The organism is Pontibacter ummariensis (assembly GCF_900188175.1).
Classification (GTDB): Bacteria; Bacteroidota; Bacteroidia; order Cytophagales; family Hymenobacteraceae; genus Pontibacter; species Pontibacter ummariensis.
Map to the genome: position 1 here is coordinate 201,134 of NZ_FZOQ01000003.1, position 24,104 is coordinate 225,237.

Genomic DNA, 24,104 nt, shown 5'->3' on the forward strand with positions numbered 1-24,104 from the left:
TTATTCTTTGCTGCGCCTTCCGGCGTTGATCCTTTCCGTTAAAAACAGCACAAACGCAGCCAGCACAAACCAAGGTAACAGGTGCTGTCGTTTCGCTGCAGGTGTTGCAGGAGCAGCAAGTGTTGTTCTTCTGCTCGGCAGGAGCTGCTGCTCATCCAGTGCCCGTAGATCATGAAAACCGACCTCGGGCTGCGCAAACAGCAGGGGGAGTAATAATTCAGGTAGTTGAGGGCTCTGCCCCAGTTCACTCCAGGTTGGGCTAAACCCGCTTCTGAACTGGTAGACATTGCCCTTGCCGTAAGGTCTCACGGAAAGCAAAGGATCGCTGTTCATGCCTGCCCAGATCGTTCTTGCCTCCTCGCCTGGCGCAGGTAAACTGTTTAGCAGGTGTATTCTGGCAGTTGCGCCTGTGGGGGTTGCCATTCTTGTCTGTGTCGCTATGGGGGTTGCCCCAGGTTGAAGCCACAAGGTAGTTCCCTCCTGCGCGACCCGCTGCATCAAGCTTTCCGGCACCATCTCTTCCTGTAACCAGAACACCCAATCGGCAAGTGAGTCAGGTTGGGTAGTAACCTGAACAGGAAGGCCCGTATAGCTGCTAATTGCCCCTAATGCCGCCTGCAGGTGCTTTACTTCTTCCTGCTGCGCCTCGTTTGCCAGCAGGCTTACCTGCAGCGGCTTCTTCTGTATCTTTACCTTACTGATGTAAGGGCCTACCATAGCCTGTAAAGTGTCCCCTCTTTTTTGCAACTGCATAACACCTGTTCTCAGGCTAACGCTTCTTGCAGAAGCGGCCGTACGGTGGTGTGTATAGGTACTACCCTCACGCGTGCTGTTACCCAGGAATAAAAGCAGGCTGTCGGGGGCGCTTTGTACGGCTAGCTGTAACCAGTCGGCGGAGGCCTCAGAGGCTAGTGGCACCCAACGAACATTGCCGAGCATACTAGCAGGGCGGGCACCCCTAAAAAAGCGCTGCTGGTCTGAGGTGAAGAGCCAGGCGCTATCCTGTTGGTACTTGTGCTTTTCAGCTAGAGCTGCTAAAAGGCTCCAGTAGTTGCTGTTAGTACGGACTATAGAGTCTAGGGGGCTGTCGCTCAGCTTTTTCCACTGTTCGGTTGAGATCTCTTTGAAATCTGGCGTGTAAGTATGCAAGGTGTAGCCCTGCCGCAAGAGGCTGTTTATGCTAGGCACGAGAGGTTTTAGACTGGAACTATAAAGCAGCTCCTCCCCAATATAAACAGCCTTTCGTCCTGCAACCTTCTGTTCTTGCTGCACCCACACGGGCTGTGCCAGTGCTACAGCTAACAACAGGAGGATGGCGCAGCGAAGCAGCAGTAGCCACAGCTGGTTAAGTTTAACACGGCTCCAGCGCTTACTGGCCGCAGCCTCCAACCAGCGCAGGCTGCCCACCTTTACTGTTTTCCCCTGTCGCTTGTTCCAGAGGTGGATAGTGATGGGGATGAGTACGGCCGATGCTGCCAAGAGCCAATATGGTGCGAGGAAAGCCAATTATAAACGCGTAATAATGTATTTGAAGTGATAAGTTCAGGATGGCTAGAGTTAGTATGCCGCAGCGGACTATCCGTACAGCAGTCGCTTTTGCAGAAAGGCGCGCAAGGCTTTATCGAGCGGTGCTGTCGTGGTAAACCGGTCGTAGGCGATCTGGCGGTTGCGCAGGTTACTTTCTGTTTTCTCCAGCCACTCCTGTAGCCGTTGCAGATAAGCTTTCCGTTGCTCTCCAGTACTTACCTGCATCGTCTGCCCCGTTTCCAGGTCCTCAAAGGTAAGCGTGCCGCTGTAAGTAAAGTCTAACTCGTTATGGCTCATCAGGTGAAATAAAAGTAACTCATGGCGCTGTGCCCCTAATTTATAGAGCAACTCCGATATCTCTTCCTCCTGCTCATACAGGTCTGTCAGAAACACGGTCAGCTCCTTTTGCCGTCGGTCTGCCAGCAGGTTCGTAGCCATTTGTGCGTCCGGGAACCTGCCCTGCGGCTTTACCTCTGCTAATTGGTGCCAGAAGCGCTGCAGGTGCATGTTATCGGAGCGGGGCGTTAAGTTGATAAGCTGATGCTCGTGCAGCACGTATAGCCCTATAGCATCGCCTTGTGTGGTAGCCAGGTAGGCCAACGAGGCAACCAGGAAGCGGGCATAGTCCATTTTGCTGATGCCGTTCTGGTCTTCGTGGCCCATCGACGCACTGCCATCCAGAATAAAGCGCACTGTGATGTTGGTGTCTACCTCGGCCTCGCGAATATAGTAGCGATCAGAGCGGGCAAACATCTTCCAGTCCAGCTGCCGCAGGTCATCACCCGGCTGGTAACTGCGGTACTGGCTAAACTCCAACCCTGCCCCACGCCGCAAGCTCTGGTTCTGCCCTGCCATAAAGCCCTCTACTACTACTTTGGCTAGCAGCGGCAGGTCTTTTATGGTGGCGAGAACTGTCGGGTCTATGAATTTGTGAGAAGGGCTTGCCATTTGTCTCTTACTTGATGTACTTAAGCCAACACCGCCTTGGGCAGCGTGATGCTTTCCAGCAGCTCGTCTACTACTTTGTCCGGTGTTATGCCTTCTGCCTCTGCTGTAAAGTTCACCAACACCCGATGGCGCAACACAGGGTAAGCCATTACCCGAACATCCTCCGCCGTTACGGCGAAGCGGCCATGCAGCAGTGCCCGGGCTTTGGCCGTCAGGATAAGCGCCTGTCCGGCTCTTGGGCCTGCTCCCCAGCGGCAGTAGGTCTTCACAAAGTTAACAGTGGTACTGTCAGGGCGGGTAGCCCGAACGATCCGGTTAACATACCTCAGCAGGTCTTCGCTGATGCTCACCTCTCTTACCAGTTGCCGCAGTAGCATAATTTCTTCACCCGTCAAGCTTGGTTGTACCTGTGCTTTTCGGGTACCCGTGGTATTGGCCAGGATGTTTAGCTCCTCCTGTTCTGTGGGGTACTTTATTTTGATGTACAACAGAAAGCGGTCCAGCTGCGCTTCCGGCAGCGAGTAAGTCCCGGCTTGCTCGATCGGGTTTTGAGTAGCTAACAGGAAGAAAGGCTGTGGGAGCTGGTAGGTCTTGCCTGCATAGGTTACCTCATACTCCTGCATGGCCTCCAACAAGGCAGACTGGGTTTTGGGAGGTGTGCGGTTGATCTCATCTGCCAGCACGATGTTAGAGAAGATAGGCCCTTCGTTGAACTTAAAGAAACGCTTACCTGTCGCATGGTCCTCTTCCAGCACCTCCGTACCGAGGATGTCTGTAGGCATCAGGTCCGGAGTGAACTGGATACGGCGGAAGTCCAGGTCCATCGCATTGCTCAGCGTGCGTACCAGCAAGGTCTTTGCCAGCCCCGGTACGCCCTCCAGTAAGCCATGGCCGCCAGCCAGCAAGGTGATCAGCACCTCGTCCAGTACTTCTCCCTGCCCCACGATTACTTTTTGTATCTCCTGCTTTAGCCTTGGCAATTTGTTAAGCAGGGCTTGTATGTCTCGTTCTGTCATTTAAGGATGACTTGTGATTCTAAAGATTGGAAGCCTGTAGGAGCTTCGCACACTGTGAGGTCTTGGCCTGCCCATCAACTCGTTAAAGCGTACATAATGATGTTGACACCGAACTTGGTATTGTCCTCGGCCAGCCAGCGCTTGTTCCGGAAGTCGTAGTCCCACTCACAGCCGTAGTCTTTGTTGCTGTAGAGTACCGCAATGCGGCCATTCACTTCTATCGCTTTCAGGTAGTCGTGCACCAGGTCATCGCCCCAGCCGTTAAGCTCAAAAGAGGTGGTAGGAGGGCCTTCCTCAAAGGTAAAAAAGGACTTGTACAGCTTGTGGTTGTTTGGGATCTTCTTCAGTACGCTTTGCCCAAAGATCTGCCGCATCTGCTCTTCGAACGATCGCGCAAAAAGACCGTCGATGTCGTGGTTGCAGTCATCCACGAACACAAAGCCTCCGTTGCGCACATAGGTCTCGAAGTTTTGCCGCTCTTTCTGGTTAAACTGTACCAGTTTATGCCCACTCAGGTAGCTGAAAGGGTATTTGAACAGTTCCGAACTCTCCAGCGCCACTACTTTCTCCTGCTCCTCTACCGGTACTGTCGTGTATTGGATAAGCGAGTGCAGCAGGTTACTGGGCATGCGCGGGTCTGTGTCCCAGTTGCCGGAGCGGTATTGTAAACGAACGAAGGTAAAAGGCTGCACAGGTCGAAAGCAGGGATTAAAACAACTGCCATCCCGAACAACAAGAGAGACCTGTTACTAATTCATAGTAGGCCTCTCCTGTTGTCTGGTGACAGAAGTTATGGGAACAACTCAACAGCTTTTATACCGCGTCTGAAAGGCTCGTAAACGTAAAGTCGCGAATCTTCATCGGTGGGATCAGGCTACCACTGATGCGCTGCGGTTTGCCAAGCGCCTCCAGGTTGTTCAGCATGATCACAGGGCTCTCGTTAAAGCGGAAGTTCTTTACCGGGTACATGATCTTGCCGTTCTCGATGTAAAAGGTGCCATCACGGGTCAGGCCGGTGTAGAGCAGCGTTTGCGGGTCTACCGTGCGGATGTACCACAGGCGCGTGACCAAGATACCACGTTTGGTGCTCTTGATCATGTCTTCCAACGACTCGTTGCCACCGGCCATGATCACATTGCCTGGCGCAGGAACAGCCTTCACGCCTTTTTTGGCGGCCCAGTAACGGGAATTGTACATGTTCTTTACCACGCCCTTGTCGATCCAGGTAATCTTCTCCTGGGGGCGTCCGTCTCCGGCAAAAGGAGAGGAGGGTACCTCCGGATTCGTCGGGTCGGAGTACACGTTGATGCGCTCATCCACCAGCTTCTCGCCCAGTTTCGTCAGCCCCCCGGCTTTGCTGAGGAAGCTGCGGCCCTCTTCGGCATTGCGCTGGTCCATGTTAAAGAACATGTTTTGCAGCAGGTCGATGGAGGCGGCTGGCTCCAGGATAACAGTGTACTTACCAGGCTCCAGTGCCTTCGCGTTACGGGAGCCTACTGCTTTATCGGCAGCTATCTTCGAAGCGATAGCAGTATCCAGCTTACTGGAATCACTAAAGTCCTGCGTTACATAGCCTGAGCCGGTGCCGTCCTCTGTACGCATGGTCACTGAAAAGTCCACCACTGTAGAGGGGTGGTAGGCAAACAGGCCCTTGTTATTCATTTTAGCTATGAACCGGGTATAATGCTCCAGGAAGCCGGCAGCCGTAAGGCCTTTGTCTGCCGCGGCCTTGATGCTTTTGGCAGCTGCTTCGGCCCGGAAAGCCGGGTCTATCTTAGCAGTGGTATCGAAGTGCTCCCGTGTGGTAATGTAAGTCTGAGGGCCCAATAACTCGATGTACTCCGGGCTTTCCGGGGCGATACGGGCGATCTCCTCTGAACGGCGGATCACCTTCTCCAGCGACTTGTCGTCGAACTCATTAATTGTGGCCACACCTGAGCGCTTGCCGAAGCGAGACTCCACGGACATAGACACGTTTTCTTCGGCGCCACTGGTCGACACCTCATTCCGGGCGTAGCGGATGTTGCCGCCGACGTTGCCGCTAAGCGTGACCTCACACTCGTCGGCCTTCGAAAAACTCAGGGCTTTCTTCAGTATCGCCTGAGCTTCTTCTTTACTTAATATTGCCATTTTACTGATGCGCTAGATAAGATTGGAAAGACTTAGATTTTTCTGGCGGTGTTGATCACGTTCACGCCATTAAAACGGGTGTGGGCAGAGCCGTGCGATACCGCGCTTACCTGGCTCGGCTGGCCCTTGCCATCAAAGAACGAGCCGAACAAACGGTAGTCGCTCTCGTCGCACATATCAGCGCAGGAGTTCCAGAATTCCTGCGTGTTGCTCTGGTACGCCACGTCCTCTAATGGACCCACAATCTTGCCGTTCTTGATCTCGTGGAAGGTAGTGCCACCGAACTGGAAGTTGTAGCGCTGCTGGTCGATGGAGTACGAACCGCGGCCCGCGATGTAAATGCCTCTGTCTACACCGGCAATTAATTGGTCCACGTTCTTTTTCTCCTTGCCCGGTGCCAGGGAAATGTTGGCCATGCGCTGGAACTGCACCGAACTCCAGTTGTCGGCATAGCAGCAGCCATGCGACTCTTTCTCGCCCAGGATGTGCGCCTGGTCGCGGATGGCCTGGTAGTTCACCAGCACGCCGTTCTTAATCAGGTCCCACTGCTTCGTCTTCACGCCTTCGTCGTCCCAGCCCACATAGCCCAGGGAGCCTTTCTGTGTCTTGTCGGCGAAAATGTTCACCTTGTCAGAGCCGTACTTGAAGTTCTTCGTCTTCCACTTATCCAGTGTGGCGAAGGAAGTACCGGCATAATTAGCTTCGTAACCCAGCACGCGGTCCAGCTCCAGTGGGTGCCCCACCGACTCGTGAATTGTTAAGCCCAGGTGGTTCGGATCCAGTACCAGGTCGTACTTGCCTGCCATCACTGATTTGGCTGTCAGCTTTTCACGGGCCTGCTTAGCGGCCAGGGCAGCATCCTCCAGCATGTCATATGCATAGCGGTAGCCGGTCAGGCCAGTGCCTTCCGGTCCTTTTATCTTTTCAGATGCCTTGGGGATCATGTACTCGTAGCCCAGGCCCATCGGCGCGCTCAGGGCCTCGCGGGTCTTGAACTTACCCGTAGCCTTATCCACGGCTGTAACTGTAAAGTTCGGCCAGATGCGGTGCACGTCCTGGTCAATGTAAGAACCTTCGGTAGAGGCAAAGTATTTCTGTTCGTTTACCTGAAACAAAGCAGAGTTCACGAAGTTAGCCCCGTTATCCATGGCGGCGGCGTTAGCGGCCAGAAGCAGGTCTGCTTTCTCGCTTACCGGCACCTCAAAGGCATTCTTCTCGATGGGGGTGCGCCAGCTTACTTCGCCGTAGCTTTGCACGGGGGCCAGCTGCACCGGCTCTTTCTGCAATTTGGCATTTGCCTTAGCGATGGCTACGGCTTGCTCTGCTGCTTTGGCTACACCCTTATCGGATACATCAGAGGTAGCGGCAAAACCCCAGGTGCCGTTAGCCAACACGCGCACACCTACCCCGAAGGACTCAGCGTTTACTATGTTCTGCACCTGCTTCTCACGGGTAAAGATGTACTGCTGCAGGTAACGGCCGATACGCACATCGGCATAAGAGGCACCTTTTGATTTGGCTGTGTTCAGGGCCACATCGGCCAGTCTTTTCTTCAGGGCTATGTCTACGGTTTCAAGTGCTTTCTCCGGGGCGATGATGTCGCCGAACACCGGGATAGAAGGCAGCATTAAACCACCGAAGCCAAGCGCCGATAACTCAAGAAAGTTACGTCGTTTCAAGGTAGTGAAGGTTAGTTATGAGTTTAGTTTTGAGTATCTAAGTATAGCGATTGAAATTATCTTGTCAAAATATCACCATCTTTTTAAGCTAAAGGCGCGCTTTTTATAGATGAACCAAAGGCAACCATATACAAACTTGGCACAAAAAAGCGCGCCAGGCCTCTACAGGCCTGGCGCGCTTTAATCAAAATAATATACTCTGAGAAGATGGAAAAGGCTGACAGGCCTTGCCTTAGTTCCTGCTGATCATAAGGCCGGGCTCATGATCGGCAGCGAAAGCATAATCAGCAAAGTTGGCGACATCGAAGTCAAAACCAACGGCGGATGCAATTTCTGTAGGGGAATCCAGGACCTCAATCTTTACACGCCCAATGCCTTTGCTGTGGAACTCGAGTTCTTTGGCTGCTGCTTCTGACACATCAATAATGCGGTCGCCCACAAAAGGCCCTCTGTCATTGATGCGCACGACAACAGATTCATTGTTGGCGAGGTTGGTAACTTTCACTTTCGTACCGAAAGGAAGTGTCTTGTGTGCAGCGGTCATCTCGTACTTGTTGTAAAGTTCGCCACTGCTGGTCTTTTTGCCATGATAGCGGCTCCCGTACCAGGAAGCTGCCCCCTTTTGGGTCTTGGCTTTTGAGGAGTTGTTTTGTGCTAAAAGTGGTTGGCTAACGCCGATAATGAGAAAAATGATTACTGTTAAAAGGTAGCACTTTCTATTATCATTCATATCACGTAATAGTTGGTGAAGCGACAAAGGTAAGACAAAATTTGCTAAAAGAGCCCTTTTAAGCTTCGATGTGGCCGAGGGTAGAGGGGGATACGGGAGAAACTGCTAAATTTGCTATAAGTCAGGTAATGCAAGAATGTTTGTTTAACGGCTGTAAGGTGGGATTTTTGGCCTGGTTAGAGTATTAGATATAGGCTATAAAAAATAGTTAATTTTTTTTCAAAAAACAAAATCGCCACCCGGCAAAACGGACCTTTTTTACAGGTAGCCGAGGTCTTTTACCCGGCTTTGGGACAAAAACGAATGATCAATTATGGACTTTGGAAAGCTGTCGGATATCAGTCATGTAGACTTTACCCTGCCCCCTAGTCACCCGCGTACTTTGCAGTTGCTGCAACAGTCCGGTAACTACGAAAAGCCCCGGGTACATGTAGGCTTGCCGGTGTGGGTAAACAAAGCATGGGTAGGCAAATACTATCCTGTCAGGATGCCCGAGAAGGAGTCCTTGCTGTGGTATGGCAAACAGTTTAATACCATTGAGCTAAACAGTACCCATTACCATATCCCCAGCCCTGACACCATTGACCGATGGCGGCACATGGTCCCCCACCACTTCCGGTTCAGCCCAAAATTCCCGCAGCTTATCAGCCACGAGGCCGCTCTGCGAAGCACGCAGGATGTTACCGCTGCTTTTTGTGCGTCTATCGCCGGGCTGGAGGAGAGATTAGGGACCTCTTTCCTGCAATTGCCTCCTACCTTTGGTCCGCGCCAGTTGTCTGACCTGGAGGCTTTTGTGCGCTTTGTTCCGGAAACGATACCTTTTGCAATAGAACTGAGGCACCCGGATTGGTATGCGGATAAGGTAGCTTCGCAGGAGCTCTTTGACGTGCTGGAGAAGCACCGCGTGGGAACGGTACTGACAGATGTGGCCGGCCGGCGGGACATGCTGCACATGCAGCTGGCCACCCCTGCGGCCATGGTGCGCTTTGTAGGCAATGGCCTGCACCCGACTGATTATACCCGGATAGACAGCTGGGTGGTGCGCCTGCAGGAGTGGTTCGACCATGGTTTGCAGGAGCTGTACTTCTTTGTGCACGAGCCGGACAACACGCAGGCCCCGGAACTGGCTACTTACCTGATCGAGCAGCTGAACAAAGTGTGCGGATTCGACCTAAAGCCGCCAAAGAAGTTTGTACAGCCTGTGCAGGGGGAACTGTTCTAGTTTCAGGTGGGAAGTTGTCGCTTAACAAGGTGCATAAACAAAAGAAGGGGCTGTCTCATGCGAGACAACCCCTTCTGCTTTCTAGAGCAAGTGCTATGGCTTTGTCCTTCCTCCTTTGTTTTTAAAGCTTACAGCTTAAACGTGTCGTCGGCCAAGCCTTTGTTAACCTCCACGTTCTGTACTTCCGCCTTGATTACTTGCGGGCCCACAGTCGTCTCTGTTACATAAGGAAGCTTTACACCGTTCACCTCTTTGTAATTGCTGTAGCTCTTCGTCTGGGTGATCACGCCTTGCGGCGATTGCAGGTTGTTTACTTCTTTCAGGCGAAGGCCGGAGTCTTTTGCGAAGTAATGGGTAGCTTTCTGACCGTTTGGCAAGCTAACCTCTACCACGTAGGCGTCTTTGCCATCTACCTTCTCCATGCCTGTGAGTTGGGTCTTGATACCCAGTTTATCGTACAGGAGGGCAGCGAACAGGTTAGTCTCCAGTTTTTGGGCGGCCAGTTCCTCTTTGGTTATTTCCTTGTTTACGCCCTGCATCGGGGCTTCCATCTTCCCTTTATCGCCATTGATAACCACGCGCTGAATTGGGTTGTTGTTCATCAGCACCTGCACAGCAAACTTGTCGTTGCCCTTCTGCTGCTGTACAACAGTTAGCGGCATTCCTTGTATTGTGGCATTGCTGGTAACCGTGATGTCCTTCAGCTTCTCGATGTTTGCTTTGCCGCCGATTGCTTTGATGTAGTCTGCGATAACCTGCTCAGCCGTTACGCCTGCTGGTACGCCCATGGCTTTGCGGTCTACTTTCTCGCCGGTTGTGGAGTAGTAGGCGATGCTGTTATCGTCCTTGTCAAACTTCTGCAGTTTGTCGGCTATCTCGGAGGCATTGCCTACGGCCACCACATACATCTTGTCTGGCTGCACATATTTCTGCGCCACACGCTGCACGTCCTCTGCCGTGACAGCCTCTACCTTTTTCAGGTAGTTAGCATAGTAATCTTCTGGCAAGCCATAGCGGGCTGTGTTGATGGCGTAAACGGCTACCGTAGCAGGGTTTTCCAGGCCACGGCCAAAGCTGCCCATGACGTAGGCTTTGGCATCACGTAGCTCTTCGTCCGTCACCTTTTCGCTACGGATCTTGCTAAGCTCGTTTATGAACTCTACCACGGCGCTGTCCGTCACGGCATTCCGCACGTTCGCGCTCGCATTAAAACGGCCCAGGATCTCATCGCTGTTGATGGAGGAGTAAGCCCCGTACGTATAGCCATGGGTTTCCCGTAGGTTCTGGAACAGACGAGAGTCCATGCCGCCACCCAGGATGTTGTTCATCAATTGGGCCGCTACGGCATCCTCAGCCCCGGGCTTCAGGTCGGCAGGGTTTGTTAGCACCAGGGAGCTCTGTACTGCGCTTGGGCGGTCTACGATTACCACCTGCGTTTCTTTAGGGCGCTGTGGTAGTTCGTAGTTCTTTTCCGGCACAGTGCCTTTCTCCCATTTCGCTAACGATTTCTTCAGGAGCTTTTTTACCTCCTTTGGCTTTACATCACCCACCACAGCCAGGTAGCCGATATTCGGTTTGAAATAGGTGTTGTAATAGCTCTGAATATCCTGCAGCGTAATGTTGTCAACCGTTTCTTCGGTCATCAACTCTCCGTATGGGTGCTCCTTGCCGTACAGCACCATGTTTCGGGTGCGGCTGGCAATGGCATCAGGGTTATCCTTCGACTGGGCCAGGCTGGCTTTCATTTGCTTTTTCACCTTGTCCAGTTCCTCCTGCGTGAACTTCGGGTGCAGCAGGGCATCTGTGGTCAGGTCCACCAGCGTTGGGAGGTGCTTCTTCAGGGCAGAGGCATTAAAGCCGGTGGAGGAGAAGCCCAGGTCGGCGCCGATAAAGTCTACCTGCTCGTCAAACTGGTCTTTGGTGCGGGTAGTGGTGCCCGTACGCAGCATCTGCCCGGCTGCCTGTACGTAACCGGCCTTGTCGCCTTCCAAAATCGGGTCGCGGTCCAGCACCAGCGACATGGATACCACGGGTTGCTTGTGGTTCTCTACCACATACACCTTCAGGCCGTTTTTGAGTGTAAAGCTTTCATATTCGCCCAGCTCAATGGTAGGGGCAGGGCCTGGGGGCGGAGGAGTAGTTCGTTGTGCTTGCGTTGGCATGGCAAACATGAGCGCCAAAGCAAGAAATGCGGCACTATAAAGTTTCTTTATCATAATCAGGATAAGTCTTAGTTGTTCTTTTGAGCTGACTTCGGCAGGTAGTGCAGTACCACACGGTTGTCCTTGGTCAGGTACTTTTTGGCTACGCGCTGAATATCGTCTTTCGTCACGTTCAGGTAGCGCTGCAGCTCTGTGTTGATCAGGTTCGCATCATCGTAGTACACGTGGTAGTTGGCCAGGCTCTCAGCGATGCCTGCTACGGTGCTGTTTTGCTGCACAAAGTTACTTTCTACCTGGTTGCGCAGTTTCTGGAACTCCCGGTCCGAAAGCGGCTCTGTTTTTACGCGCTCGATCTCAGCGTTCATCGCTTTTTCCAAGTCATCCACCTCTACGCCCATATTGGCGATAGCGAAGGTCAGGAATAGGCCCGGATCTTCGGTAGGGAACGGAATCGAGGCGGCAGCCACTGCTTTTTGCTGCTTGTCTACCAGTGCCTTCGGCAAACGGGCACTCTCACCGCCAGATAACAGTGTGGTTAGCATGGAAAGGGCATAGTAATCGTCTGTGCCCTGTGCCGGCACGTGGTAAGCCTGGATAACGGCAGGCAGCTGGATGTTGTCATACACGACTTTACGACGCTCTTCTGTCTGCTCCGGCTCCACTACGTTCGGGCGAGGAATCTCTTTGGTGCCCTTCGGAATACCTCCAAAGTATTTCTCGATCATCTTCTTGGTTTCCTCTATGTTGATATCGCCTGCTACAGAAAGGGTAGCGTTATTCGGCACATAGAAGGTCTTGTAGAAGTCGCGGAACTCGTCGATGCTGGCTGCGTTCAAATCTTCGAAGGAGCCGATCGGCATGGTCTTGTAGGGGTGCTCTTTGTAAGCCAGGGCGAACACGTTCTCCCCTATTGAGCCATAGGGCTGGTTGTCGATGCGTTCGCGCTTCTCTTCCTGCACAACCTTGCGCTGTGTTTCTACGCCTACCTCATCTATTTTTGCGTGCTTCATGCGTTCTGCTTCCAGCCACAGGCCTAACTCTACCTGGTTAGACGGGAGCAGCTCATAGTAGTAGGTGCGGTCGAAAGAGGTATTGGCGTTGAGGGCGCCGCCGGCTTTCTGTACCAGCGAGCTGTACTCACCGCGGTCGATGTTCTCCGTGCCTTCGAACATCAGGTGCTCGAAGAAATGGGCAAAGCCGGAGCGGCCTTCCACTTCGTTTTTGGAGCCTACGTGGTACAGCACCGACACCGCTACGTTAGGGGTAGACTTGTCCTGGTGCAGGATCACGTGCAGGCCGTTCGGGAGCGTGTACTCCGTGAACTCGATCTTGTTGCCCTTTGTCTGTGCCATGGCTGTTAAGCTGGCAGCACACCACAAAAGGCAGAGGATAAACTTGCGTTTCATGCGTTTATAGATTGTTTGATGAGTGTATAACAATAGCTGTGTATGCCACGGCTCTTGTTATAGAATGTATAAAATTAATGCTAAGTTCAGGAAGAAACCAGCCGGCGCTTGCCGTATTCCAATTGATTCGGCCAAGATGGTATGTATGCAGACGAAGCAAAGCTTTTTATAGACGAACGAGACGTGCGAAAAAGCCTGGGTACGGCCTCTGTCATCACCTGAGGTTAACGGTTCCTTTAAAAGCAAGATCAGTACCAAAGCGACTAACTCGGCAGAAGAACAGAAAAAGTACAAGAAACAGCAGGTGCCAGGTAGCAGCGGGCCCCTTGCCCTGTGTCCGGCTGCTGCAGGCAATTTAATACATCCTTGGTAATTCGATGCCCTTGATCTTACGGTAGAGCCCCAGGGCAGCCTGGTCTGTAAGGCTGGCCACGAAGTCGGTAATGTGAACCATGCGCTCGTAGGCTGTGGCTGTATCCGGTAGACTTAAGTAGTGGGGTGGTACCAGTGCCGCCAGCTTGCGGTGGTGCTTCGATTCCGGCTTAAACGCGGCTTTCATGCAGGCATCCAGCAGGCCTCCCAGCACCTCGAAGCCGGCAGCCTCTATCTCCAGCACAGGCCGGTTCTGATAGATCAGCTTTATGGAAAGGTCCTTGATCTCGTCCAGCACAGGTTTGCAGGCCAGTTCGTTAATAAGAGGCTTATCGTAGGTACCCTCCAGTAGTTCCTGCTCATGCCGCAGAAAAACGGAAGTGCATGCTTCTATTAGTTTGCCGATGATGCGCGCGCGCAAGTAGCCGATCTCTTCCCGCCAATCGTAAAAGGTAAGGCTGGACTTGCGGTTCGGGTCATCGTCTAAGATCTGGCGGAGGAGTCCTAGCCCCTGCTCTTGGGGCACTAACCCTAGCTTTAGCCCGTCTTCAAAGTCGATGATGCGGTAGCAGATGTCATCAGCAGCCTCTACTAAAAAGGCCAGTGGGTGGCGGTGGTAGAACACCTCTCCGTCCTTCCCCTTCTTTAACAGCCCTAACTCTTGTGCAATGGTGTTGAACCAGTTCTTCTCTGTCTGGAAGAAACCGTACTTTTTTTCGCTGGTGTTTTTTGTGTTCAGAATGATCGGGAGCGACTCCTTCGGGTATTTGGTAAAGGTAGCCAGGGTGGTATAGGTCAGGCTAAGGCCTCCCGGCAAGTTGCAGTGCGCCGGGTAGGTGTACGTTAGCACCCGAAAGCCGGCTGCGTTACCCTCAAACCGTTGCAGGTCTGCTTTCTCCGCTTCTGTTAAGGACATCATATAAGGCCTGGCTTCCTCGCTTTGAAAGTAGGCCGAGATAGCATCCTCGCCCGAGTGGCCGAAAGGGGGGTTGCCAATATCATGTGCCAGACAGGCTGCTGCTACTATGTCACCGAAATCAGCCTCCTGTATGTTCTTTTCCTGTGCCAGCTTCGGGTAGCGTTCCAGAATGCTCTTCCCCACAATACGGCCTAGTGAGCGGCCGACCACCGATGCTTCCAAGCTGTGGGTAAGGCGGGTGTGCACGAAGTCGCTCTCCGGCATAGGCATTACCTGTGTCTTGTTCTGCAGCCTTCTGAAAGCAGAGGAAAACACGATCCGGTCGTAATCGCGCTGAAACTCGCCCCGTACCGACTCATCGGCCTTATACTTCGGGTCAGCGGTCTCGTACCGCTTCTTGGAAATCAGCTTGTCCCAGGTGGTTGTGTTTTGCATAAGGGTTGTGAGGTAGGTGGAAAAGAAACTAAAGGCTTAGCTCATCATAACACTGACGGCCAGCGTGCCCAAGAACAGCAAGGTTAGGGCAATAAGATACACGATGCCTACCGGGAGTAACATAACAAAGGTGCGCAGGTAGGACTGCTTGTAAACCCGGTGTAACGCGAGGAACAGGTAAACAACCGCGATCCAGAAGACCCAGGTATCCACATCAAAGCCCTCGAAGACAAACTCCACCCCGAGCGCCAGGATAACTAGTATAAAGAAGAAGGTGTGGAAGTGTATGGAGAACATCAGGTGTTCCACGTAGTTCCGCCGCTGCTTGTAGTAAAACAAATGCAGGATAAGCCCAAAGAAGGGCATCAGGAGGAACATCATAAAAGAGGTGTTCTTTAGCAGTTTCTGGGTTGAGTCCGCTTCGTCTTGTGTGAACTTGCGGAACTTGGTCATGAACTCTTCCCACATTTCGCTTCTCTCCTCGAGGGGGAGGGCTGGCAGCCCAACTGCTGCAGAATCAGCGGGGAGCACAAACGCTTTGTTCGCATTTAGCAGCGAGTCTGTTAAAGCAGCTGCAGCTTTCTCCTCTGCTATCTTAACCTGTACATTATCGTTATCCTGACCTGCTCTAAGCGCGAGTACAAAAAAGAAAACGATGCTGACGAACACATACAACCGGAAGGGCGGGACATAGGAGGCGCGTTGACCAAGATTAAACTTCTCGGTGAGTAAGCCGGGGCGCAAAAGCAGATACTTAAGCGTGCGCCATACCTTCGTATCGTAGTGTATGGTGCCCTCCAGAAACTCCCAGGCCAGGTGCTTTACCGGTACATTCAAATCATGGTTCTCCTGCCCGCAGTTAGGGCAGTAGTTGTTCACCTCCTCGTAAGAGTAGTTACAGTTCGGGCACTGCGTAAACTTGCGTCTTTTTTTTGCCATGGTCTTATCGGTAGCAGGTTGAACTCTAGCCTGTTCAAATATAGCCTTATCAATATAATAAAGCCAGTTTACAGCATATTAAGGAGTATGTGGCATAGGTTTTTAATGTTTAAACAATTTACTTAAAAGGGCTGATGTTACAAAAGTACTTGCGCTGTCCCCCTTCTAAACGCTCTAAATCGCCTGTAATCCCGTACAGCTGCTTTTCTCGTTGTTTTTAGCTGCGCAAGGTTATGTTACAAACGTGCCTTTAAATACCTTGTGTTATAGAAGGGATAAGCGGAAATTTGAATCACATTCGATTACCTTTCCAAGCTTTAGAAAACGTACTGCTCCTATAACCCCTATTAAACGCTTGGTTTCCGGGCTGTTTCCATGTGTAGTCCGGGAGCCAATTGTTCCCCTAGTTTAGCTGAAAAGCCGGAGAAAGTCATCCCCCAATGGCTTTTTTCGGCTTTTGCTGTTGTAAAGGTTGTTGTTACAGGCTACTCTGCTTGCGCTTTTAATGGATGTGTTGCCTGTTTTTGCTTTGTGCCCATGTTACAACGGAGGGTGTTTGCTGCAAAAAACAAAGCGAGCATAACCAAGTCCTCTTGTTGGCTGTTACAGGCGCTCTGCCCGGCTAAGAAAAGAAACCAGTCTAAAGCAAGCCCAAGAGGAATGAGGGAGAAGGTAGGCGGGTGAATGAAAAGGGGGGAGCTACCGTGGTAACTCCCCCCTTTCTTTTGGTCCTCTACAGTTTCACGAGCTTTATGGTGCCCCCCGAAGATTCTATGTTCCGCTCCTGCCATTTCAGAACGTACATGCCTCCTGCTAGCCCGGATAAATCAATGGAGAGGGGGGTGTTGTTGTTTGTAAAAGTAAGGTCGAAGGTCCGAACCAGCTGCCCTTTCATGTCATATAACAAAAATTCCAGGTAGGCGTTGGTTTCTACAATATACGTCAGGTACACGAGGCCTTCCCCGTTGTTGCCCTGGTTAACCAGCGTAGGATATACCCGCAATCGGCGGATAGAGGCCGGGTTGATGACGCGAACCCGTGGCGAAAAGCTAAAGCTGGTGTTGTTGTAAACCACCTTTAGGCGGTAATAAGCGATCTCTGGCAGTGGTGCGTTGTCTACGAACGTGTAGGTGAGCTCTCCGGGGTTAGGGCCGTTGGAGGCAACGACTCCTATGTCTTCCCACTCCACGCCACTAACACTGCGCTGCACGATAAACTCATCTATGAGAATCTCATTCCGGGTGGTCCACAATACGGTGACTGCATTTGGCGACGTGAACTCTGCCTCTATGGTATACACCTCAATCGAGAGGTTACAGTCTCCATCCAGGTTTCGGGCCATCGGGGTTTCGCCGCAGAAGTTCTCCCCGAGGCTACGTGCCATCACCAGGCTCGCTCCTGTTACATCCGGTAGGCTTAAGTCGCGGTACAGTCTTGCAAACTCTATGGCGTAGAACATAACGGCCCGCGGCAGAATTACGTGGCTCAGCTGATGCGCATGCCCCAGTTCGTGCAGCATGACTGTCTCGAAGTCAAACTCCCTGTCTTCCGGTGGCGCTGGGCCATACTCCCAGTCAATGCTGCTGTTGATCTCCATGTCAAACTCTGTTACCCAAAATAAGGTATCCGTGCTGGAGGCACAGCCCTCATAGCGGCTAATGGTGCGCGCCAGCACCCCGGCTCCCACCACAGAGGGGCTGGCATAGCGGATAATACTGAGGTCATCGTCGGCAGCCACGTCTTTAAGTGTTGGCTCTGCAATGCGCCAGTTTACTTCCGACACGCAGATCCAGGTGTTCATCGCGCGCCGGAAGCCTTCCCGCGCGGGCTGCCTGCTCATAATACTTGGGGCAAAATGTATCGAGTAGCCCCCTAAGCCGTCCCGGTCTAGCAGGACAGGCTGGAAAGCCTTGTTATCGAAACCAATGTTGGAGTAAGCGTACTCTATAACAATCGGAACCTCGCTCACGGCAACGTTGCCACTGCTATCGATTACACGGATGGGGCCAGAGCCTGCCGTGCCGCCGGTAAGGGTGGCAGAGGGGATGTAAACCTTGATTTGTGTGTCTGTCCAGAGCAGGTAAGCGGAGGGGAGCGGCTGCACGAAGGTCTGGCCGGCATCGTCTGCATTCAAAAACTCAACAGCCCCTTCGCCCCGCGTGCGACCGAAGCCGGAACCGTTTATTGTCAGGACAGTCTCTGTCCCCGCGCTGGCAATTTGCGGCGAGAAGCTTCTGATCGTCACGGCCTGGGGGGACGCCTGCTTTTGTTGCTGTGTATGTTCAAGGGCGGGTATGGACTTTAGCGCCTTGTTCTCGGCCAGGGTGCGATAGTCTTGCCCTGTTTGTTCGGTTAGCTCCTTGTATAAGGCTTGTACGCTGTTGTAGCTGTCAAAAACACTGTACGCCTTGCCTTCGTGCAGGTTATATCGCACAAAGCCCTGCTGGCTGCCATAGGCCATTGTGCTGGTACCTGTGTTGCCTGGGGTGCGCTGCATTTGCTGCTGCCGGTTGAGAAAGAAAACCCCTTGCTGGCCGGGCCTTAACTCCAGGGCTGAGGAGAAAACATGCTTCTTAAAGCCAATGCTGCCCCCTTCTGTAATGACTTCTATCCTCTCTGAGTTGGTATTTCCTTTAAAGGACTTATAGGGCCTGATGATGTTAGAAGTATAGATGTTCTCGTGCCTGGCATCCCAGAACGACTGCTGGGAAATTACCTCCCCCTCTACCACGATGTCTGCTTTTTGCACGCGTTCCTCAAGCGAAAGTGGTACCATGTGCGGGTTATCCTGGGCCATCAGGCGGGAGGCGATAAGCAGCAGCGCAAACAGTAGAACGGTTTTAGCGTGGGGTATGGCAGCAGTGAGTGCGTAAAGTCTATGCATAGAGGGCTGTGTAGGTCATATGGATGAAACAAAATGCAGGGCTGTAAAAACTTAGAAGGTACAGCGGTATATACTTACGGGAAATTGCCAGTAAATGGATACTATTTTTGAAGCTCCTGTAGCTCGGTAAGACAAAAATAAACGCCCGTAGCTATAAAACAAGCTTACGGGCGTTTGTGCATCGAGTGCAATAAAGGTTTAATTGCTGTTTAGCTGAAAGTTAAAGCTTTCTTTACCGTCTCCTTTAATCTGCAGGAGGTCCTTGTATTTCTCGTAGAGCTTCTGCGATTGCTTTTTCCCATTCACAAAAAAGCCTTCGCTGTTAAGCTGAATACTCAGGTTTGTGGCGCCTTTCTCCAGGAGGCCATCTTTTACCAGTTCCTCTTTCACCTGCTCGATTTGCGCTCTCCTTTGGTTTAACTCCTCCTGTCGCTGTGCCATCTCTTTGCGCCGCTCAACTAGCTCTTCCTGCCTTTCTAGCATCTCTTGGCGTCTTTCAGCTAACTCTGCCTCTCTTTCGGCCATTTCCTGGCGCAGTTCAGCCTGTTGCTTTAGTATTTCCCGGCGCTGCTCCAGTTGTTCGCGGTTCTGTGACTTCTTTAGCCGGCCCTCCTGCCGGAACTGACGGATTTCCTCTTTGTAGCGCTCCATCTCTTTTTTGTAAGTCTTTATTTCCTTCTCATAGCGCTTTTGCTCCTCCTTGTACTTTTTCTGCTCTTCTTCATCGTCTGCGAGAGGGGCTAGCGGAGGCAGGGGCGGCATGGGCGGAACGGCTGGCACCGGAGGGACAGGGGCTACACCTGGTGCCGGAGGCGCAGGGGGAGCTGGCGGAGCAGGCGGTGGCGGTACATCCTGCCCACTGCCCTTGTAGTAGTAAGTGTAGTTCTCCCGCTGTGTGCGCCGGGCCTCTGCCACAGCCTCCCTGGCTTCCTGCATGTGCTGCTCTACTTCGCTGCGGCTAGCTTTTGTTGCAGCATTGGTCGCCTCTAGCCGTTCTTCAATCAGTGCTGTGTACGCCGGAATGTCCTTTTTAGGGATTCGTTTGCCGTCTACATACAGCTCAGTTACTTTGCCCTTTTTGTTTTTGATGATGACAACATCATTGTTTTGGCCGGTAGAGTCTTGTAGCGAATAGACAAAGGCTTGGCTTTCTCCTGCTACAGGACTGAACGCTGTTTCCTCTCCAGCAGCAATGCCAGTGCCCGTAGTGTTCCTGACTATAGCTTTGTCTTCCTCCGTCGAGGGCTTAAGCCCGGCTACGGCACCAAAAGAAAGGGCCAGTAGTCCTGCTACCAGCAGAATAGCGGAGGCAAAGCCTTCGGAGAAAGTGGGCTTTAATGTTTGCTGCCCTACCAGTCGCTTTACCCGTTGCATCAGCGAACCCCGCTTGCCTGAAACGGCGAGGGCCATGGAAGGGGCAGCCGGTAAGCGCAGGGCTTCCAGCTGGGCCAAAGCGCGTGCATAAGTCAGGGTGTCTCCGCAGGCCGCCACCGCAATATCGTCGCAGCAGTTCTCCCGTTCTGCGCGCACTGCTCCTGATAGCCACCAGACAGCAGGGTGGTAGAAGAAAAGCATCTCCACCACAGACTGTAACAAGTTAAAGAGGTAATCTTTCCGGAGAATGTGTGCCAGTTCATGAGCAAGCACTGCCTCAACCTGAGCCTGCGATAAGCCGGTTATAGCACCAATGGGTAAGAGGATAACAGGTTTGGTCAAGCCTATGGCGACCGGGACCTGCACCAGTGCCGACTCTGCCAAGCGCACTGTCTGCTGTATGCCCAGCTGCTGGCAAAGCAAAGTCAGCTTCTCCTGCCACGCAGCGCTAAGAGGCGTGGTCTTGTAATGCCGTAGCCGCTGGGTGTATGCGAAGCCGCCTACGAAGCGAAGCGTCATCACAACCAGGCCTAGCAGCCACAGGATGACCAGCAGGGGCAAATGCTGCTTAAAATACAGTTGGGCTGTGGCAACAGGCGTAGCCCAGAAAGAAAGAGCAGGGAGTTCTGCAGCAGAAGTTGTAAGTACGGTTTCTGAAGACCTGGCGTGTACGTAAACAGCTTCTTCGGACAGTGGCCGGTTCGTATAATAGGCAAAAGTGGCAACTGCTACGAATAGCTGCACCAGCAAAGCGCCGCCTGAAACTGCATAGCGCAACTTGGCGCTGTGCCGGTGCAGCAGTACCAGTAGCAGGCTCAGGAGCAAAGCAATGAAAGCACCTTGCCATAGCGAGTGTAACAGGGTCCAGCCCAGGGCCTGCACCACTGCTTCGGGGAAAAGGCTTGTTATTCCGTTCATTTTGTACCTCCTTCCAGTTTATCTAATAAGTCTCTTATTTCGTCCAGCTCTTCTTTGGAAGTGCTCCTGTTGCCCAGTGCCTGCATCACCAGCTTACCGGCCGACCCTCTGAAAGCAGAATCCAGAAAACGATCCAGGAGTTGCCGTTGGGTGTCTTCTTCCTGTAGCAAGGGACGAAAAACGTGAGAGCGGCTTGTCTTGTCAGCTTCCAGCATGCCCTTTTCAGCCATGATCTGCATGAGCTTTAAGGTAGTGGTATAGCCCGCTTCTTTTGTTTTGCTGAGCTGCTCGTGCACAAAGCGTACTGTGCTGGGGCCGTACTGCCAGAGTACCTGCAGTATCTCCAGTTCAGCGTCTGTGGGTTTGGGGGTTTGTCCTAATGCCATAACTTAAAGAGGGTTACAATGTTCTGAGTGTTGCACTACAAGTATATACGAATGTTTTCGTAAAACGAAATTTAATTACGATTATTTTCGTATATGCTGGCGGGAGAAGCGAAAGTTGCCGTTAGAACAGCTGCCTCAGTGGGTGTGAGGCGGGCCCTGGAAATGTGCTGCGCCAGGCTCGAGAGGAATGAGGTAGGCAGGTAGCAGCACGATTAGTTTTAATGTGTTAAAGCCGACTTGATCATGATAAACTCGTTGATATTATCAGTATTGATGACCCCGGCCAGTTTTCCATTTTCAAGGACGGGATAAAGCGGCGCCTTGGTCTTTTGTAGCTCTGTGTAGGCCTCTGAAAGCTTGTCCTGCACATTAAAGGCGGTAAACTCTCCGGACATGATGTGCGCAACAGGGGTCTCCATTTGTTCTTCTTTCACGGCCTGGATCAATTGGCTACGGGTCAGGGTGCCAACTACCTGCCCCTCCTCCTCTACAATAAACTCATGCTCCGAGCCCATCAGCAGCTTGTTCAGTGCATCGCGCACTGTGTCGGTAGGGTTCAGCGTCACAAAGTTCGTCATCATGCCCTCCCGCACGCTGTGGCCCCGCAGGTAGTCCAGGTGCTGTACCAGGATGTTCTCAGAATAAGCCCCGAAGAAGACAAAAGCCCCGATCAGGATCAGGAAAGGGTTGTAGAGAAAGCCAACGAAAACAAAGCCGATAGCCAAAAGCTGCCCCAGGTTAGCCGCTATCTGTGTGGCGCGCACGCGCCCCAGTTTAAAGGCCAGCAGTGCCCGTAGTACCCGGCCACCGTCCATCGGAAAAGCCGGGATCGCGTTGAACAGCACCAACACCACATTCACAAAAAGCAACAGGTACAGGAAGTTGGCAGGTGTAATCTGAACAAAGAACTCCTCTTCGGGTACGTTCTGAAGCGATGGCAGCAGGAGCCACAGGATAAGCGCGATAACCACATTCACGGCAGGGCCTGCGATGGCAATGAGCAGCTCCTTCCTGGGTTTCTCGGGCATGCGCTCCAGGCTGGCCACGCCGCCGATGGGGAGCAGAGTGATAGTTTTGGTGTTGATGCCAAAGCGCTGTGCCGTAAGGGAGTGCCCCAGCTCGTGCAGTACCACGCAAAAGAACACGGCAAGTACAAACCCCATGGCCAGTAAGGTTGTATTAAGGTCACTGCCCCGCTGCGCCTCTCTAAAAGCTACCCAGCCCAACAGCAACACAAAAGTCCAGTGTACGAGTATTTTGATGCCGGCTACTCTACCTAAGGTAAGGGACCATTTCATGAGAATTTGCTTTTTGCGTTCGCTTTAAACTAACGCAGCCCCTTTGCTTATGGTTGAAGGTCACGAGTCTTGGGGCTGGTGCTAGCTTGGCTTTGTCTTGCCGCACTCTTCAGCCTGTCGTTCTTTGTCTTCGGGATGGAGCCTGAACCAACGGTACCCATAAGGGCTGATTGTTAGCCTGCCCCCCTTTGGCGGGTCATAGGCTGCGTTGCTGAATACTTCTGTTTGGTACCTTCCGCCACTGTCAAGCACAGGTAAGTGCAGTGATACCTCTTCGCCGCTCAGGTTATGCACCAGCACAGTTGTGTAGACGAGCGTACAGCGATGGGCAAAGACTTTCGGGTCTGTTTCCAGGATGTCGCATTGGCCGTTGCTCAGCTCAGGGTACTGCCGGCACAGCCGGATCAGGCGCTCCATCCAGTTGAGCAGGGAGTTGGTTTCGCGCTGTTGCCGCACAACGTTCAGGTGTTGGTAGGCGTACTCCCCCTCCGAAATAACAGGGTGGGGCAGCTTATCCGCAGAAGCGGTGGAAAAGCCCCCATTTTTCTCGGCAGACCATTGCATGGGGGTGCGCACACTTGTGCGGCCTTCCAGCGAAAGGTTGTCCCCCATGCCGATTTCGGCACCATATTGGATCAGGGGTGTGCCCGGCAAAGAGAAAAGCAGGCTATAAGCTAGTTCTATCCTGGCGCGGTCTCCGTTAAGTATAGGGGCAAGGCGGCGGCGAATGCCACGGCCAAAGATGCGCATGTCCTCATCCGGGGCGAACGCCTGAAAGACCTCCTTTGTCTCTTTCTCTTCCAGGTCCTCCAGGTTGAGTTCGTCGTGGTGGCGCAGAAAGTTTAACCACTGTAGTTGTTCCGCTTTAGGAGGCAGCATGCGGAGGCCTTTGGCTAGAGGAGTTCCTTCCTGCCGGGCCAGGGCAAGGAACAAGTGCTGGTTCAGCAGGAAGTTGAACATCATGTGTACCCTGTCTTTGCCTTGAAAGAACTTGCCCACTACCTCTGGCGGTCCTGATGCCTCTGCCAGCAGAACTGCGTCCTGGCTGTGCATGGTAATGAAGTCGCGCATGTCCTCTATCAGGCTGTAGTACTCACCTTTGTTTTGCACCTTATCGCTTTGCACCAAAATGTGGGCAGCATCTATTCTAAACCCAGACACACCGAGGGTAAGCCAGAAGCCCATGATGTGGTGCAGTTCTCTCCGTACTTCAGGATTGTTGAAGTTGAGATCCGGTTGGTGCTTGTAAAAGCGGTGTAGGTAGTAGGCGTCTGCTACTTCATCGTAGGCCCAGATGCCCTCCTGTTCACCAGCAAATGCGGGACTGCCTACCTGTTCTTCCGGTTTCTCTTTACGCCAGGTATAGTAGTCACGGTACTTAGAGTTCTCCTCGCGCCGTGACTTCTGAAACCAGGGATGCTGGTCAGACGTGTGGTTTACCACCAGGTCTATCAGTACCCGTATTCCCCGCTCCTTCGCCTCCCTGATAAAGGCAGCAAAGTCACCAAGGGAGCCTAACTTGCTGTGGACATTATAATAGTCCATCACATCGTAGCCGTTGTCACGGTTAGGTGTGGGGTAGAAGGGTAACAGCCAGATGCAGGTTATCCCTAGCGTGGCCAAGTAGTCCAGGCGCCCGATCAATCCCTGAAAATCGCCGATGCCGTCGCCGTCCGAGTCCTGAAAGGTCTCCACGTCCAGGGCATATATGACGGCCCGCTTATACCAAAGGTCTTTTTCTAACATGTTTGGGTGCTGC

The 24,104-nt window shown here is 52.6% G+C and carries 17 protein-coding genes; 1 reads left to right on the forward strand and 16 read right to left on the reverse strand.

The annotated features are described in order from the left end of the window. The 7 genes from CHB92_RS04935 to CHB92_RS04965 form a co-directional block, all read right to left on the reverse strand. Positions 1-1,506 (reverse strand): BatA domain-containing protein, encoded by a 1,506-nt coding sequence (locus CHB92_RS04935; protein ID WP_089318070.1) that lies wholly within the window; start codon positions 1,504-1,506, stop codon positions 1-3. A 69-nt stretch (positions 1,507-1,575) separates the two neighbouring features. After that, entirely contained in the window at positions 1,576-2,475 is a 900-nt protein-coding gene (locus tag CHB92_RS04940) for a DUF58 domain-containing protein (RefSeq protein ID WP_089318071.1), read from the reverse strand. Positions 2,476-2,495: 20 nt separating this feature from the next. Continuing rightward, positions 2,496-3,491 (reverse strand): AAA family ATPase, encoded by a 996-nt coding sequence (locus CHB92_RS04945; protein WP_089318072.1) that lies wholly within the window; start codon positions 3,489-3,491, stop codon positions 2,496-2,498. A gap of 74 nt (positions 3,492-3,565) precedes the next feature. Beyond that, on the reverse strand, positions 3,566-4,183 hold the full coding sequence (locus CHB92_RS04950) for a DUF4159 domain-containing protein (RefSeq protein WP_089318073.1): 618 nt from the start codon (positions 4,181-4,183) through the stop codon (positions 3,566-3,568). A gap of 121 nt (positions 4,184-4,304) precedes the next feature. Then, entirely contained in the window at positions 4,305-5,621 is a 1,317-nt protein-coding gene (locus CHB92_RS04955; RefSeq protein ID WP_089318074.1) for a TldD/PmbA family protein, read from the reverse strand. 32 nt (positions 5,622-5,653) lie between these two features. Continuing rightward, the gene (locus CHB92_RS04960) at positions 5,654-7,300 is read right to left on the reverse strand and encodes a TldD/PmbA family protein (protein WP_089318075.1); all 1,647 of its coding nucleotides are present in this window, start codon (positions 7,298-7,300) and stop codon (positions 5,654-5,656) included. A gap of 232 nt (positions 7,301-7,532) precedes the next feature. Continuing rightward, the gene (locus CHB92_RS04965) at positions 7,533-8,030 is read right to left on the reverse strand and encodes a septal ring lytic transglycosylase RlpA family protein (RefSeq protein WP_089318076.1); all 498 of its coding nucleotides are present in this window, start codon (positions 8,028-8,030) and stop codon (positions 7,533-7,535) included. Between the two features lie 313 nt (positions 8,031-8,343). On the opposite strand from CHB92_RS04965, the gene CHB92_RS04970 reads away from it, so the two are divergent. Next, complete coding sequence (locus CHB92_RS04970) at positions 8,344-9,252, forward strand: DUF72 domain-containing protein (RefSeq protein ID WP_089318077.1); 909 nt, start codon at positions 8,344-8,346, stop codon at positions 9,250-9,252. Between the two features lie 128 nt (positions 9,253-9,380). Here the strand turns inward: CHB92_RS04970 and CHB92_RS04975 are convergent, their stop codons facing one another. The 9 genes from CHB92_RS04975 to CHB92_RS05015 all read right to left on the reverse strand — a co-directional run bounded on the left by CHB92_RS04975 (position 9,381) and on the right by CHB92_RS05015 (position 24,091). Then, on the reverse strand, positions 9,381-11,468 hold the full coding sequence (locus tag CHB92_RS04975; protein ID WP_089318078.1) for a M16 family metallopeptidase: 2,088 nt from the start codon (positions 11,466-11,468) through the stop codon (positions 9,381-9,383). Between the two features lie 14 nt (positions 11,469-11,482). Then, positions 11,483-12,820, reverse strand: a complete 1,338-nt coding sequence (locus CHB92_RS04980) for a M16 family metallopeptidase (protein WP_089318079.1) — start codon at positions 12,818-12,820, stop codon at positions 11,483-11,485. Positions 12,821-13,175: 355 nt separating this feature from the next. Further along, a complete protein-coding gene (gene dgt, locus CHB92_RS04985; protein ID WP_089318080.1) occupies positions 13,176-14,546 on the reverse strand; it encodes a dGTP triphosphohydrolase in 1,371 nt (456 codons plus the stop codon). A 36-nt stretch (positions 14,547-14,582) separates the two neighbouring features. Continuing rightward, positions 14,583-15,485 carry a DUF3667 domain-containing protein gene (locus CHB92_RS04990; protein WP_089318081.1) on the reverse strand — a complete coding sequence of 301 codons (903 nt, stop codon included), beginning with the start codon at positions 15,483-15,485 and terminating at the stop codon, positions 14,583-14,585. Between the two features lie 733 nt (positions 15,486-16,218). Next, positions 16,219-18,369, reverse strand: a complete 2,151-nt coding sequence (locus CHB92_RS04995) for an IPT/TIG domain-containing protein (protein WP_089318082.1) — start codon at positions 18,367-18,369, stop codon at positions 16,219-16,221. 198 nt (positions 18,370-18,567) lie between these two features. Beyond that, a complete protein-coding gene (locus tag CHB92_RS05000; protein WP_089318083.1) occupies positions 18,568-20,661 on the reverse strand; it encodes a M56 family metallopeptidase in 2,094 nt (697 codons plus the stop codon). Next, on the reverse strand, positions 20,658-21,047 hold the full coding sequence (locus CHB92_RS05005; RefSeq protein WP_089318084.1) for a BlaI/MecI/CopY family transcriptional regulator: 390 nt from the start codon (positions 21,045-21,047) through the stop codon (positions 20,658-20,660). The genes CHB92_RS05000 and CHB92_RS05005 overlap by 4 nt, the downstream gene beginning before the upstream one ends. A 218-nt stretch (positions 21,048-21,265) precedes the next feature. Beyond that, positions 21,266-22,345 (reverse strand): site-2 protease family protein, encoded by a 1,080-nt coding sequence (locus tag CHB92_RS05010; protein ID WP_089318085.1) that lies wholly within the window; start codon positions 22,343-22,345, stop codon positions 21,266-21,268. Between the two features lie 81 nt (positions 22,346-22,426). Continuing rightward, positions 22,427-24,091: an alpha-amylase family protein gene (locus CHB92_RS05015; RefSeq protein ID WP_089318086.1), complete on the reverse strand. Its 1,665-nt coding sequence runs from the start codon at positions 24,089-24,091 to the stop codon at positions 22,427-22,429. Positions 24,092-24,104: the final 13 nt, after the last annotated feature.

Bases quoted from the DNA above. Each gene is read 5' to 3' on its own strand.
- CHB92_RS04940 (WP_089318071.1), bottom strand. From the start codon at position 2,475: ATGGCAAGCCCTTCTCACAAATTCATAGACCCGACAGTTCTCGCCACC.
- CHB92_RS05005 (WP_089318084.1), bottom strand. From the start codon at position 21,047: ATGGCATTAGGACAAACCCCCAAACCCACAGACGCTGAACTGGAGATA.
- CHB92_RS04955 (WP_089318074.1), bottom strand. From the start codon at position 5,621: ATGGCAATATTAAGTAAAGAAGAAGCTCAGGCGATACTGAAGAAAGCC.
- CHB92_RS04965 (WP_089318076.1), bottom strand. From the start codon at position 8,030: ATGAATGATAATAGAAAGTGCTACCTTTTAACAGTAATCATTTTTCTC.
- CHB92_RS05015 (WP_089318086.1), bottom strand. From the start codon at position 24,091: ATGTTAGAAAAAGACCTTTGGTATAAGCGGGCCGTCATATATGCCCTG.
- CHB92_RS05010 (WP_089318085.1), bottom strand. From the start codon at position 22,345: ATGAAATGGTCCCTTACCTTAGGTAGAGTAGCCGGCATCAAAATACTC.
- CHB92_RS04945 (WP_089318072.1), bottom strand. From the start codon at position 3,491: ATGACAGAACGAGACATACAAGCCCTGCTTAACAAATTGCCAAGGCTA.
- CHB92_RS04980 (WP_089318079.1), bottom strand. From the start codon at position 12,820: ATGAAACGCAAGTTTATCCTCTGCCTTTTGTGGTGTGCTGCCAGCTTA.
- CHB92_RS04970 (WP_089318077.1), top strand. From the start codon at position 8,344: ATGGACTTTGGAAAGCTGTCGGATATCAGTCATGTAGACTTTACCCTG.
- CHB92_RS05000 (WP_089318083.1), bottom strand. From the start codon at position 20,661: ATGAACGGAATAACAAGCCTTTTCCCCGAAGCAGTGGTGCAGGCCCTG.
- dgt (WP_089318080.1), bottom strand. From the start codon at position 14,546: ATGCAAAACACAACCACCTGGGACAAGCTGATTTCCAAGAAGCGGTAC.
- CHB92_RS04975 (WP_089318078.1), bottom strand. From the start codon at position 11,468: ATGATAAAGAAACTTTATAGTGCCGCATTTCTTGCTTTGGCGCTCATG.
- CHB92_RS04995 (WP_089318082.1), bottom strand. From the start codon at position 18,369: ATGCATAGACTTTACGCACTCACTGCTGCCATACCCCACGCTAAAACC.
- CHB92_RS04990 (WP_089318081.1), bottom strand. From the start codon at position 15,485: ATGGCAAAAAAAAGACGCAAGTTTACGCAGTGCCCGAACTGTAACTAC.